The organism is Hyunsoonleella sp. J2K-J805 (assembly GCF_057167125.1).
Genome location: NZ_CM169901.1, coordinates 2,899,275 through 2,913,943, shown reverse-complemented (window position 1 = coordinate 2,913,943; position 14,669 = coordinate 2,899,275). Strand labels below are relative to the sequence as shown.

Here is a 14,669-nt window from a genome sequence, read left to right as displayed (position 1 = left end):
GCTACAACGGCAAAAAAGAATTGCCCTTTTCTATATCTAAAGCTAGCTCCTTTATAGTTCTCTCTTCTAAACTTTTCAGTATTGTTTGTCTGGAGGAGAACAAAATATTATGTAACGGGCATGGTTTTTCTTCATTGCACTTTTCTAAGCTTAGCATACAAGACGTTAACCGTTTTTCTCCATCAATAATTTTTAAAATTTTTATTACAGGTTGTTCCTTGTTACTTTCACTTAAGTAAAACCCGCCTTTAGGACCACGGGTAGACGAAATAATATTTTCCTTAGAAAGTTCCTGAAGCAATTTTGCTATATAAGCTAGCGGAACGTTAATTGGAGCCGCAATATCTTTAACTACTATTTTGTTTTCTTCGCTGGAATGTAAAGCCAAAAACAGGACTGCCTTTACTGCATATTTGGATGAATTTGAAAGCATTATCAAAAATAAAAATTTCTCGTGAAAATAAAATTAAAGGTTTTGGTTACGCCATATTGATGTGGCTATTCTTAGCTATAATATACGACGGCCTTTTTTTAATGTCGCTAATAATTTTTGAAGCATATCCGCTAGATAAAGTCTCCTTGTTAGGCACTATATTAAATCCTATAGATTTGTCCAGAACACTTATTCTTTTAAAACTGGATATTTCGGCCTTACTAGGTTATACAGGTGCCGTATTTAAACAATTTTTTGGCACAAGCTTGGGCCTTATTATTTCATTTGTAATGTTGATGATTTGGGTAATTTTACCTGTATTAAGAATTAATTTTAAGTCAAGAAAAAAGGACTTTTAACTTGAAAATAATTACCTAGCGAGGGTGCTAAAATATATGACAGCAATCATTTTTTTCTACAAAACATTAGTTTAAATTTGCGCGATGATAAAAGTGTTTTTATATAAAACCACAGCTTATTTTTTAATACTAATACTGTTAACCAATAGTATCAGTACACTTGCCATTATTGGTGATTTTGTTATTAATCAAGATTTTATCGCTAAAACACTATGTATTCAAAAAGAAGACCAACAGGGTTGTAATGGTAAATGCCATTTAAAAAAGCAACTTGCCGAAAACACAACCGATACCAATGATGAACTCCCACTTCCAGAAAATAAAAGAACGGGGCTAGATGTTTTTTGCTTATTCGCATTTAAAATCACCCAATCTTCTTTAAGCTCATATGTTTTACCCCAAGTTAACTCTATATATAAACTCTCAAGTTTCAAAACAACTTCTTTTGAAGTAGAGACGCCTCCCCCTATTTTTAGTTAATTCTTTTTTATTCTAAAAAAACCCTTGTATTTCTATACAACTTACTCCAATTTACGTGTAAGACTGGGCAAGTACAATCTATTCTAAATGAAAAAAATGAAACTAAAATATATATTACCAATACTATTTATATCATTAGTAGCCACAGGTTGCTCTACTGATGATAACGAAACCCCTACATTAAATGAGGTTGAAGGCCTTCTAAAAATTCAAGAAATATTTAATAATAACCATACCATAGAATTATATAGCAAAACAGGTGAGTTTTCTACAGGCTATAACAATGTAAGGATTAGGATTAAGGATAATGAAAATAGCTCATATTTTAAAAACGCTACAATATCATGGATGCCAGTAATGCAAATGCCTACAATGCAACATTCATGTCCAAAAACTGCAATTACTAAAGTGTCGGGCAAGGAAACAGTGTTTAACGGATCGGTTATTTATCAAATGACAAATACTGATGGTTCTGGCTGGTCCTTAACCTTTAATTACACGATAAATAATGTAGACTATTCTGTTACAGATACAATTTCTGTATATCAAGCACAAAAGCAAAATGTAACTGCCATTATGGGCGCCGACGATACGCGTTATATTTTGGCCTTAATAGAACCGAACGACCCAATAATTGGGATTAACGATCTTATGATTGGACTTTATAAAATGGAAAACATGATGTCCTTTCCAATAGTTAAGGATTATACCATCATGCTAGATCCTAGAATGCCAGGGATGGGAAATCATAGCTCTCCAAACAATACCGATTTAAGTTTTAAAAATACCGACAGCATGTATCATGGCAATTTATCATTAACAATGACGGGGTATTGGGTACTTAACTTAAAATTAATGGATGACAATAACACCCTTTTAAAAGGTGAAGATGTAACTGAACAAAACGAAAAAAGCTCTTTATATCTAGAGATAGAGTTTTAGTTAGGACAAACAAGCTTATGAAATGAGATTAACCTTAACGTAAGTTAGTCTCATTTCAGAGCTTCAGTAAAATGCATTAGCCATGAAAAAAGGTATTCTAATTAATGTTGGGTTGTTTTGTAGTTGCTTTTGTTTTGGTCAAGAAAACGCTCCAAAGCCAGAAAAAGACACAACGCAGCTCAAAGAGGTTATTGTTGTAGCACAGCGAAAACTTAGAGACTATCGTCAAGAAAAAACGCTTTCAAGTATTGACTCCTATCTAGAAAAAGCAAGTAGGGTTACTATGATAAAACGTGGTAATTATGCTTGGGAACCATCAATCAACAATATGGTTAGCGACAGATTAAATGTTACCATAGATGGTATGCAGATATTTGGCGCCTGCACTGATAAAATGGATCCAATCACATCTTATGTTGATGTATCAAATTTAGAGAAAGTTATAATTGCTTCTGGACAGGAAGGAACAGAAAATGGGCACTGCGTAGGCGGAGGTATAGATTTAAAGGTAAATCCATCAAAATTTAAGGACTCTGGATTAAATTCTAGTGTCGATTTAGGTTACGAAACCAACGGAAACTATAAAATTGCTGGATTAGATTTAGAATACTCTGGTGAGACATTTTATGCAAACACCGATGTTATCTTAAGAAAATCAGACAATTATGATGCTGGCGGCAATAATGAAGTTTTGTACTCTCAGTTTCAAAAATTTAATATCTCATTTTTGGGAGGCTATAAACTGCAGGATAATCATACCCTAGAAACACATATTATTTATGATAAAGCTACCGATGTTGGCTATCCTGCGCTACCTATGGACGTATCTTTGGCGGAAGCTTTAATTACTTCGGTTAGCCACCGTTATCAAAATACTGCCAATACCCTTACCTCTTTAGATACTAAGCTATACTTTAATACTATAACCCATATAATGGATGACAGCAATAGACCCGATGTTCCTATAAGAATGGATATGCCGGGGTGGAGCGATACTTATGGTTTTTATTCTAAAGGTAATTTTAGGTTTAAAAAACATAATCTTCTTGTTAATGTTAACGGTTTTTACAATCGTTCTTTAGCAGAAATGACCATGTACCCAAACGATCCCAATCAACCTGCCATGTTTATGTATACATGGCCTGATATTAGAACATTATATACGGGTATTTATTTTAAAGACGATATAGCATTAAATAACAAAGAACGTATAACTGGTACTTTTAGAATCGGATATCATAATAGTACAATCGCAAAACAAGAAGGTATTGAAAGCCTACAAATATTTCATGCAGATACTCAAAAAACTAGAAACCGTTTTTTAACAAGTATTTCTGGGCAGTATAGTAAAAACAATACTATTATTGGCGTAGGTTATGGTGAAAGAGCACCTTCTGTAAGTGAGGGTTATGGCTTCTTTTTATTCAACAGTTTTGACAACTATGATTATATAGGAAACCCAAATCTTAAAAATGAAAAGGCTATCGAGTTTAATGCCAGTACCAAGTTCAAACTTAAAACCTTAAACTTTGAAGTTGCTTCTTCGCTTTTCTATCTTTCAAACTATATTATTGGGGAAATTGATCCACTAGCAAGTTCTATGACCATTGGTGCCAATGGAGTAAGACTTTACCAAGCACTGGATCATGCAGTTATATTTGATGTTTTTCTAAATTCAAACTATAAACTCTCTAAAAAACTATCCCTTAATAGTTCTATCGGTTATAATTATGGCAGGGGCAGTAATGACGAAAATTTACCACTGATAAGTCCATTTTCATACCTAGCCGAAGTAAACTATAGCATACCAAAGTTTAATGCATCATTACAGCTAGAAGGCAATGGCAACCAAAGCAATTACAGTAGTTTTTATGGTGAAAACAAAACACCGGCATACGGGGTGCTACATCTTAATTTTGGAAATATATTCTATGTGCAATCAAATAAGTTAATTTTAAAATATGGTATAGAAAACCTTTTGGATACAAATTACTCCACTTATGCCGATTGGAATAATATACCGAGACAGGGGCGTAACTTTTATTTGAATACTTCTTTTCTTTTTTAAGAACATTTATGCTTAAACCACACCTTCTGCCATTCGCGTTTTAAAATTAATAACGATACATCTTCAGAAAGTTTTAAAACATCATCGCCATCCAGAGCCTTTACTTGTTTTTCTGAAACATCAATGATATAAAGTAAGTTCAAATATTCTGAAAACTTCTCTTGAATTAATTTATAAACCGTTTCATGTAAAATTAACTTCAAACTTGAAGGTAAAATATCAACATGAAAATCTAAATCTATATTGGCAAGTAAAAAATCTTTATTGAGTTGCTGTATTAACTTTTTGTAGAGATTGGCATTAGTAACCTCGTCTATTAAACCTTCAAAATTAAGAGGTAATTGCATTATACGGTTCTGTTCATCAGGTTAGTTCCAAAAGCTTTTAATACTGCTTTTTTATCTTCTGAAATATCTAAAGATTGTAAGACAGTAAACGCTTTATTGGTATAACTTTCAATGGTTTTTTTTGTAGCATCAGCAGCTCCAGAAGCTAAGAATAAAGTTTTGGTCTCTTGCACTTTCACTCTAGCATCTTCTGGAATTGATGAAAATAATTCTAATAGCTTAGCAGAAGTCTCGTTTGAAGAAAACTCTAAAGCCTTTAAATACAAATAGGTTTTCTTATTTTCAATGATATCTCCACCAACTTGTTTCCCAAATGTTTTTGGGTCGCCAAATGCATCTAAATAATCGTCTTGCAATTGAAACGCAATACCCAAGTTTTTACCAAACTCATATATATTACGTTGATCGTCTTTTGAAGCACCAGCCACAATAGCTCCCATTTTCATTGCAGCACCAACCAAAACCGCGGTTTTATATTCAATCATTTTCAAATACTCGGGAATAGTAACGTCGTTTCTTGTTTCAAAATCAACATCATATTGCTGTCCTTCGCACACCTCCAATGCCGTTTTACTGAACAATTTAGCTAAAGCCCTAAACGTTTCTGGCTCATAATTTTCAAATAGCTGATAAGCCATAATCAACATAGCATCACCAGAAAGAATACCTGTATTAATATTCCATTTTTCATGTACGGTTTGTTGCCCTCTGCGCAAAGGTGCGTCATCCATTATATCATCATGAACTAATGAAAAATTATGAAACACTTCAATACTTAAAGCAGCATTTAGAGCATCTCTAAAGTTGCCTTTAAAAATATCAGTAGCCATTAAAGTAAGTACTGGTCTTAGGCGTTTACCGCCCAAACTTAAAATATATTCAACGGGCTCGTATAAATTCTTAGGTTCTTTAAGTGTATTGTACGCTTCTAAATAAGCAATAAACTCTTGTTGGTATTTTTCTATGGAAAGCATTGTGCAAAAATAATGTAATTGGAACTATTTGAAAGATACTATTAAAAAATATTGAAGATAATGTCCAACCTTTCCATAAGTAAAACGTCTTATGTGTAAGTAAATTTGTTAAAAAAAGATTAAAACTTAGGAAACTTTTTTTGTGTTTACAGTTTCCTAATCTATATTTGCACCAAAATTATGAGAGAAAACATCATACATAAGGCAGCAGAACTTTTTTTAACATTAGGGTTTAAAAGTGTGACGATGGATGATATAGCTAAAGAAATGGCGATATCAAAAAAAACTATTTATGTGCATTTTGCGAATAAAACAAAACTAGTTGAAGCGGTAACATTTGAGCTTTTTGAAACAATTTGCGATGGTATTGACGGTATTTGTGATGCATCAAGCAACCCAATTGAGGAATTGTATGATATAAAAATGTTTGTAATGCACCATTTGAAAAATGAAAAATCATCCCCTCAATTTCAATTAAAGAAATATTATCCAAAAATATACGAAATCCTTAAAGCAAAGCAGTTTGACAAAATGCATGATTCAGTAAAAGACAGTTTGAAAAAAGGGATTGACACAGGGCTGTTCAGATCAAATATCAATATAGACTTTATTTCTAGAATGTACTTTAATGGGATGACGGGGATAAAAGACAATACTATATTCCCTCAGGATATTTATACTATGGACTACCTAATGGAAAGTTATCTGGAATACCACCTAAGGGCGATAGTTACCGAAAAAGGCTTTAACATATTAAATACGTATACCACATCTAATCAATCATAAAATGACACACAAACTAATTATTTACTTTGGTTTGCTTTTTACAATGTCAATGTTTTCACAAGAAAACAATTTTAGCTTCTCTCTAGAAGAAGCCATAGATTTTGCTTTAGAAAACAATAGAACATCGAAAAATGCACAACGCGACATTGAAGCTGCCAAAAAGCAAAAATGGGAAACCATAGCTACAGGATTACCGCAAATTAATGGCAGTATAGATTACCAAAACTTTTTAAAACAACAGGTTACCGTAATACCAAGTGATTTTAGCGACCCTAATTCAGAATTGGTTCCAGTAATTTTTGGCACTACCCAAAATGTAAATGCTTCTGCCACCTTATCTCAACTTATTTTTGATGGCTCTTACATTGTGGGCTTACAATCTGCTAAAGTATTTTTAGAGATTTCTAAAAATGCTAAAGTAAAAACCGATTTAGAAATAAGAAAAGCAGTTATCAATGCATATGGCAATGTTTTGCTCGCAGAAGAGAGTGTCAATATCTTAGAAAAAAATAAGGCTACACTTCAAAAAAATCTGGACGATATTACCAAGATTTATGAAAACGGACTTGAAGAAGAGGAAAGTGTAGAACAATTGAAAATCACCCTATCTGGTATTAACAGCAACCTGAACAACACAATCAGATTAAAAAAAGTTGCTTATCAAATGCTAAACATGACCCTAGGCGTTGATATTAATGCTAATACAAATCTTACGGATAGTTTAGAAACACTTACGGTACAACATATTGATTTAGGTTTGTTAAGCGAAGAATTCTCGGTTGATAACACAATTGATTACCAAATAGCCGAGAATGACAAAGTCTCTAAAGAACTTTTGGTAAAATTGGAACAGAGTAGAGCACTACCTACGCTAAGTACATTTTTAACAGGTGGCTATCTTTCATTTAGTAATGATTTTAATTTCTTAAACAGCGACCAAGAATATTTTGGTTTTGGCCTTTTTGGTGTAAGCATGAAAATTCCAATTTTTGGCTCTGGGCAAAAAAGTGCTAGAACGCAACGTGCCAAGATTAACCTTGAAAAATCTAAGGACGATTTAACTGAAACAGAACAGCGCATAAAACTACAAATTGAATCTGCTAAAAGTGATTATCAGTTTGCACTAGAAGATTATAACAATAAAAAAGAAAACTTAAATCTTGCGGAACGGATAGAAACTAAAAACCAAACCAAATTTTTTGAGGGTATTGCGACTAGTTTCGATTTAAGACAAGCACAAATTCAACTATACAGCGCACAGCAAGAGTTTTTACAAGCTATGCTAGATGTTATTAATAGAAAGGCAGAACTGGAAACCGTTTCAAATAAAATAAACAACTAAAAAATCAATCATATCATGAAATATATATCAATAACCCTTTTAGCTCTTATCGTACTTACCTCATGCGGTGGTGAAAAAAATACGTCCGTGGAAGATATTATTGCTTCCCAAGATTTGGCTCAGATACGGCAGAAAAAAACAGAGCTAGATGCTCAGGTTCAAGAAATTTCAGCACAGTTAAAACTATTAGAAAAGGAAATAAAAACTTTAGATCCTCAGGAAAAAATTCCTTTAATCACAACATTTAAAGCGGAAGAAAAAAAATTCAATCACTTTGTAGAATTGCAAGGGAATGTGAGCACCAAACAAAATGTGGTAATTACTGCCGAATATGGCGGAATGCTAACTGGGGTTTATGTACGTGAAGGGCAAAATGTGAAAAAGGGACAAACATTAGCAAGGATTGATGATGGCGGTTTAAGTCAGCAACTGGCACAGGTAAAAATTCAGACAGAATTAGCAAAAACTACTTTTGAGCGCCAAAAGCGTTTATGGGATCAAAAGATTGGTAGTGAAATTCAGTTTTTACAAGCGAAATCAAATTATGAAGCACAACAAGAAATGGTAAATCAATTGCAACAACAAGTTGGTAAAACTATTGTTCGCGCACCATTTTCAGGAACCATTGATGACGTAATTACCGAACAAGGAAATGTAGTGGCTCCAGGACAATCACAACTATTTAGGATTGTAAATTTAGATGACATGTATATCGAAACTGATGTACCTGAGCGTTATGTTTCAGCAATAGTTCCTGGCAAAGATGTTGAAGTTGACTTTCCTGTTTTGGGTAAAGAAGTTGATGCAAAGGTACGTCAAGCAGGTAACTTCATCAATCCAGCTAACAGAACTTTCAAAGTAGAAATTGCGCTTCCCAATAAAGACGTATCTATAAAACCTAATCTTACAGCAAAACTGAAGATTAACGATTACACCAACGATAAAGCCATTTTAATTCCTCAAAGCATTATTTCTGAAAATGCTCGAGGCGAACAATATGTTTACACAATTTCAGATAAAGAAGATAAAAAAGCTAAAGCGAAACGAGCTATCATAACCACTGGAAAAACCCAAGGTGATTATATTGAAGCACTTTCAGGTATTGCCAATGGCGATGAAATTATAAAAGAAGGCGCACGAAGTGTAAAAGATGGTCAGGAGGTAAAAATCCTTGAATATGAAAACGGCAACTAATCCAAACGTGACAACCAATGACAAAAAATAACAAAAACAAAAAGGTAGATAAAGAGTTTCCGTTATCGTCATGGGCTATTAACAACAAAACAACCATGTATGTTTTAATAGTACTGATTCTATTTTTAGGGGCTGGTGCGTACTTTAGTATGCCAAGGGAAAACTTTCCTGAAATTAAAGAAACTAAAATTTACATCAGCTCTGTTTATCCTGGTAATACCGCTGAGGATATTGAAAAACTGATAACTGACCCTATTGAGGATAAACTAAAGACAGTGAGCAACGTTGTGGAAATAACCTCAACATCTCAAGAAGATTACTCTATTGTAATTGTTGAATTTGATGAAGACATTACTGTTGAGGCTGCGAAGCAAAAAGTAAAAGACGAGGTAGACTCAGAAACCTCGGGTGAAGATTGGCCCACCTTTAACGGTGCCAAGGTAGAGCCAAACATCTTCGATTTGAGCATGTCTGAAGAAATTCCAATTCTTAACATCAATATTTCTGGTGATTATCCAGTTGATAAGCTAAAAGAATATGGCGAATATCTTGAAGATGAAATTGAAAGTCTTCAAGAAATAAAACAGGTTGATATTCGCGGAGCCCAAGAAAAAGAGGTTGAAGTTGCCGTAGATATTTACAAAATGATGGCCGCTCAAGTAAGTTTTGATGACATCATCAATACCATTAATCGTGAAAATATGACAATGTCTGCAGGTAATTTAATCACCAGTGGGCAACGTCGTACGATTAGAATAATTGGTGAAATTGAAAACCCAAGCGAGCTTGAAAGTTTTGTGGTAAAATCAGAAAAAGGTAATCCTATTTATCTTAGAGATGTGGCAAAAGTTACATTTAAGGATGAGGACAAAACTACGTATGCAAGAGAGTTTGGGCATCCTGTTGTAATGCTTGACGTAAAAAAACGGCAGGTAAAAATATGGTGGCTGCAGCAGAACAAATTCAGGTAATTGTTGACAATGCCATTGAAAATGTATTTCCTCCAGATTTGGAAATTAGCATCGCAAATGATCAATCCTCCAAAACTATAGGACAAGTTGATGATTTGGTAAACAACATCATCTTCGGTATCATACTTGTAGTTACCGTTTTGATGTTCTTCCTGGGCTTTAAAAATGCTCTGTTTGTTGGGTTTGCCATACCAATGTCCATGTTTATGTCTTTAATGATTTTGAATATGTTAGGCTACACGATGAACACCATGATTCTGTTTGGCCTAATTATGGGGCTTGGAATGTTGGTGGATAACGGAATTGTTGTTGTAGAAAACGTTTATCGCTTAATGAGCGAAGAAGGCATGAGCCGAATTGAAGCCGCTAAAAAGGGGATTGGAGAAATTGCATTCCCAATTATAATTTCAACAGCAACCACAGTTGCAGCATTTATCCCTCTTGGGCTTTGGCCTGGGGTAATGGGACAATTTATGATATATTTCCCAATTACACTTTCTGTGGTACTGGGCTCTTCTTTATTCGTAGCCATCTTTTTCAACTCTGTAATGGTATCACAATTTATGACTACAGAAGACAAAGAGATGCCGCTTCAAAATATCATTAAAATTTCAGCTATAGTTGGTGGTCTTGGGCTTTTAGTCACGATTTTTGGAGGCGATTATAGAGGTTTGGGCACCTTAATGATTGTAACTGTTGGTTTGCTTTGGATCTATCGTTTATTCCTAAGAAATTGGGCAAACGCATTTCAAAATAAAATTCTGCCTAAGTGGGAGCGTTTTTATGAAAAAACATTGCGTGCAGCGCTAAGCGGAAGAAAACCACAATTTATTGCCATAGGTACATTTGTTTTGTTAATTATAGCATTTATGGGCTTTGGTGCATCAGTAGAAAGTCAAAGAACAAAAGTTGAGTTCTTTCCTGATAATACACCTAATCAAATTATAGTGTATATTGAATATCCTGAAGGTACAGACATTGAAAAAACCAATGCTATTACAAAGGATATAGAAGAGCGGGTTTATAAAATTATAAATGACAAAGATTACATGAAGGGCGACTATAACTTCTTAACAGAAAGTGCGGTTTCTCAAGTAGGCGAAGGTGCTGGAAACCCACAAACCGATGGTGGTTCCGCTGCTGAAATGCCTCATCGTGGCAAAATAACGGCTACCATGCGTGAGTATAAATATAGAGATGGTGCAGACAGTAATGTACTGCTTAAAAAAGTACAAGAAGCGCTGCAAGGTATTTATCCTGGAGTTGCTATTTCTGTGGAAAAAGATGCGGTTGGTCCACCAGCTGGATACCCCATCAACTTAGAATTGGAAGGTGATGATTATGCTGAATTAATAGCCACTGCCGAAAAAATGCGTGATTATATCAACTCTAAAAATATTCAAGGGATTGATGAGTTAAAGATTGACGTCAACAAATCTAAACCTTCAATGCAAGTTTTAGTCGACAGAAAAAAGGCTGGTGAGCTAGGGGTTACAGCGGGACAAGTAGGGCAGCAATTGCGTAATTCAATTTTTGGCGCAAAGGCGGGTATCTATAAAAAGAACGGCGAAGATTATGATATCTATGTGCGTTTTAATGAAGAAAACCGTTATAATACCAGTGCCATTTTTAATCAAAAAATTACGTTTAGAGACATGGCTTCTGGTCAAATTAAAGAAATCCCAGTCTCTACTGTAGCCAAGCAAAACAACAATTCTGGATTTAGCGCCATTAAACATAGAGATGTGAGACGTGTTGTAACACTATATTCTGCTTTAGCTCCAGGGTTTACAGATGCAGGTGCTATAGTCTCTCAAATTCAAAATGAAATGAAAGGGTTTACTGAAAAACCAGAAGGTGTAAATGTAGACTATACAGGACAAATTGAAGAACAAAACAAGCAAATGGCATTCTTAATGGGTGCTTTTTTCACAGGCTTAGGATTAATTTTCTTCATTTTAATATTTCAATTTAACTCAGTTTCAAAACCCGCAATTATCATGTTGGCCATTTTCTTGAGTTTAATTGGTGTGTTTGGAGGATTAGTAATTACGGGGAGTGCTTTCGTAATTATGATGACCATGATGGGAATCATTTCCCTTGCAGGTATTGTTGTAAATAACGGCGTGGTATTACTAGATTACACCCAATTACTAATCGATAGAAAAAAGGTACTACTCGATTTAGAGGATGAGCAATATTTACAAACCAATGATTTAGTTGAGGCTATCGTTAAAGGTGGGAAAGCCCGTTTACGCCCAGTACTATTAACAGCAATCACAACTATTCTAGGATTAATCCCTTTGGCAACAGGTTTGAATATTAATTTCTTTACGTTGTTTAGTGAGTTCGACCCTAACATTTACATGGGAGGTGATAACGTAATCTTTTGGGGACCATTAGCATGGACCGTAATCTACGGTTTGTTTATTGCAACATTCCTTACGCTTATTGTGGTTCCAATATTGTTCTTCCTATCTACTAAGTTCAAAATGTGGTTATATAAAAACCGAAATGCAAAAGTAGGTTTAGTTGCTGCACAAAAAGAAGTATTTAACGTAAATAAACGCTTAGAAGAGGCATAAACGATATTAAGACTTTATTGTCTGACTAATTCAATTAATAGCAGGAAGGAGCCACATGTTTTATTGTGGCTCTTTTCATTTTGGCTTTGCTTTTCAGAGAATTTCCATTATTATCCAAATCGAAAAATCTTGATTGTCTATGAGTGCATTTTCTAAATTTAAGAGACGCTTTATTTTATTCTGAATGGTACATTTCAAGTGTTTTTAGAGCAAGAGTTTCCCTCCTAGCAAGGAGGGATTAAGGGAGGTGTAAAATGAATACTATATTATAATCTCTAAGGAATAAACAACACACCCCTTACGCCCCTCGTTTTAGAGGGGAAACTCACTTCTACTCAATTATACAATATAACACCCTAAATTCAACATGCAAATAGACATATAATCATCTAACTTATGTAAATTTGCAGCTCAATTTTCATTTAATGTATAGAAGTCATAATTGTGGCGAATTAAGAGCCGCACATATAAATACGGAAGTTACCTTAGCGGGTTGGGTTCAAAAATCTAGAGACAAAGGATTTATTGTTTGGGTAGATTTGCGAGACCGTTACGGCATCACACAACTAGTCTTTGATGAAGAACGTACTTCGAAAGATTTAATCGAACAAGCGCAGAATTTGGGCAGAGAGTTTGTAATTCAAGCTAAAGGCACAGTTGTGGAGCGTGCTTCCAAAAACCCAAATATCCCAACTGGTGATATTGAACTTTTAGTTTCGGAATTAACAGTTTTAAACGAAGCGCTTTTACCTCCGTTCACCATTGAAGATAAAACTGATGGTGGTGAGGATTTAAGGATGAAATATCGCTACTTGGATATCCGAAGAAATCCTGTAAAAAATAATTTGATTTTTAGACATAAAGTGACTCAGGAAGTTCGAAACTATTTATCTTCAGAAGGGTTCATTGAAGTAGAAACACCTTATTTGATCAAATCCACCCCTGAAGGTGCAAGAGATTTTGTAGTGCCCTCTAGAATGAATGAAGGTCAGTTTTACGCCTTACCACAATCACCTCAAACCTTTAAGCAGTTACTTATGGTTGGAGGGATGGACAAATACTTCCAAATTGTTAAATGTTTTAGAGACGAAGATTTACGTGCTGATAGACAGCCAGAATTCACGCAAATAGATTGTGAAATGGCGTTTATTGAGCAAGAAGATATATTAAATGCTTTTGAAGGGCTTACACGACATCTGCTTAAAGAAATCAATGGGGTTGATATTGAAAAATTCCCAAGAATGCTTTATGACGATGCTATGCGCTTGTATGGAAATGATAAACCAGACATTCGTTTTGGCATGGAGTTTGGCGAATTAAACGACGTTACCCAACACAAGGATTTCAATGTTTTCAACAAAGCAGAATTGGTAGTTGGTATTGCTGTACCTGGAGGAAACGCTTACACCAGAAAAGAAATTGATAAATTAATAGAATGGATAAAACGCCCGCAAGTTGGTGCTTTAGGCATGGTATATTGCCGCTGTAATGACGACGGTTCATTTAAATCATCTGTAGATAAATTTTATGACCAAGAGGATTTAGCAAAATGGACAGAAGTTACTGGCGCGAAAGCTGGTGATTTAATCTGTGTCCTTTCGGGCGACAAAAATAAAGTACGTACACAACTAAGTGCTTTACGTATGGAATTAGCAGAACGTTTGGGCTTGCGTAAACCTTATGAATTTGCCCCACTCTGGGTAATGGATTTTCCATTACTAGAATGGGATGAGGAAACAGAACGTTATCATGCAATGCACCATCCATTTACTGCGCCGAAACCTGGACAAATAGAATTATTAAAAACTAATCCTGGGGCTGTAAAAGCCAATGCCTACGATTTAGTATTAAACGGCAACGAAATTGGGGGTGGCTCCATTAGAATTCACGATAAGGAAACACAATCCTTAATGTTTGATTATTTAGGCTTTACACCAGAAGAAGCAAAAGCGCAATTTGGGTTCTTAATGGATGCTTTTCAATATGGCGCACCTCCACATGGAGGTTTAGCCTTTGGACTGGATAGACTGGTGGCCATTTTGGGCGGACAAGAAACCATTCGCGATTTTATTGCTTTCCCTAAAAATAATTCAGGTAGGGATGTTATGATTGATGCACCCGCACCAATAGATGATGAACAACTTGAAGAATTAAGCTTAAAACTTAATTTAAAATCATAACTACAAAA

At 34.7% G+C, this 14,669-nt stretch carries 10 protein-coding genes and 2 pseudogenes; 9 read left to right on the top strand and 3 right to left on the bottom strand.

Features of this window, described 5'->3' with window-relative positions; all coding sequences use genetic code 11:
* Position 1: 1 nt before the first annotated feature.
* Complete coding sequence (locus tag AC1B0Z_RS12920) at positions 2 to 433, bottom strand: RrF2 family transcriptional regulator (protein WP_483792457.1); 432 nt, start codon at positions 431 to 433, stop codon at positions 2 to 4.
* 8 nt (positions 434 to 441) lie between these two features.
* Here AC1B0Z_RS12920 and AC1B0Z_RS12915 point away from each other — a divergent pair.
* From AC1B0Z_RS12915 to AC1B0Z_RS12900, 4 genes and pseudogenes are all read left to right on the top strand, one after another.
* A pseudogene (locus tag AC1B0Z_RS12915) lies at positions 442 to 792 on the top strand (ABC transporter permease); the annotation flags it as partial.
* An 84-nt stretch (positions 793 to 876) separates the two neighbouring features.
* On the top strand, positions 877 to 1,272 hold the full coding sequence (locus tag AC1B0Z_RS12910) for a hypothetical protein (protein WP_483792456.1): 396 nt from the start codon (positions 877 to 879) through the stop codon (positions 1,270 to 1,272).
* A 96-nt stretch (positions 1,273 to 1,368) separates the two neighbouring features.
* The gene (locus AC1B0Z_RS12905) at positions 1,369 to 2,214 is read left to right on the top strand and encodes a hypothetical protein (RefSeq protein WP_483792455.1); all 846 of its coding nucleotides are present in this window, start codon (positions 1,369 to 1,371) and stop codon (positions 2,212 to 2,214) included.
* Between the two features lie 82 nt (positions 2,215 to 2,296).
* Positions 2,297 to 4,282, top strand: a complete 1,986-nt coding sequence (locus AC1B0Z_RS12900; protein ID WP_483792454.1) for a TonB-dependent receptor — start codon at positions 2,297 to 2,299, stop codon at positions 4,280 to 4,282.
* Here AC1B0Z_RS12900 and AC1B0Z_RS12895 read toward each other — a convergent pair.
* Both AC1B0Z_RS12895 and AC1B0Z_RS12890 read right to left on the bottom strand, forming a co-directional pair.
* Positions 4,279 to 4,629, bottom strand: a complete 351-nt coding sequence (locus tag AC1B0Z_RS12895) for a hypothetical protein (RefSeq protein WP_483792453.1) — start codon at positions 4,627 to 4,629, stop codon at positions 4,279 to 4,281. The genes AC1B0Z_RS12900 and AC1B0Z_RS12895 overlap by 4 nt on opposite strands.
* A complete protein-coding gene (locus AC1B0Z_RS12890; RefSeq protein ID WP_483792452.1) occupies positions 4,629 to 5,603 on the bottom strand; it encodes a polyprenyl synthetase family protein in 975 nt (324 codons plus the stop codon). Before AC1B0Z_RS12890 ends, AC1B0Z_RS12895 begins: the two co-directional genes overlap by 1 nt.
* A 180-nt stretch (positions 5,604 to 5,783) precedes the next feature.
* Between AC1B0Z_RS12890 and AC1B0Z_RS12885 the strand changes: the two genes are divergently transcribed.
* The 5 genes and pseudogenes from AC1B0Z_RS12885 (at position 5,784) to aspS (ending at position 14,661) form a co-directional block, all read left to right on the top strand.
* Positions 5,784 to 6,389 carry a TetR/AcrR family transcriptional regulator gene (locus AC1B0Z_RS12885; RefSeq protein WP_483792451.1) on the top strand — a complete coding sequence of 202 codons (606 nt, stop codon included), beginning with the start codon at positions 5,784 to 5,786 and terminating at the stop codon, positions 6,387 to 6,389.
* Position 6,390: 1 nt separating this feature from the next.
* A complete protein-coding gene (locus AC1B0Z_RS12880; protein WP_483792450.1) occupies positions 6,391 to 7,731 on the top strand; it encodes a TolC family protein in 1,341 nt (446 codons plus the stop codon).
* Between the two features lie 15 nt (positions 7,732 to 7,746).
* Positions 7,747 to 8,925: an efflux RND transporter periplasmic adaptor subunit gene (locus AC1B0Z_RS12875; RefSeq protein ID WP_483792449.1), complete on the top strand. Its 1,179-nt coding sequence runs from the start codon at positions 7,747 to 7,749 to the stop codon at positions 8,923 to 8,925.
* Positions 8,926 to 8,942: 17 nt separating this feature from the next.
* A pseudogene (locus tag AC1B0Z_RS12870) lies at positions 8,943 to 12,481 on the top strand (efflux RND transporter permease subunit).
* A 425-nt stretch (positions 12,482 to 12,906) separates the two neighbouring features.
* Positions 12,907 to 14,661 (top strand): aspartate--tRNA ligase, encoded by a 1,755-nt coding sequence (aspS, locus tag AC1B0Z_RS12865; protein WP_483792448.1) that lies wholly within the window; start codon positions 12,907 to 12,909, stop codon positions 14,659 to 14,661.
* The last annotated feature ends 8 nt before the right edge of the window (positions 14,662 to 14,669 follow it).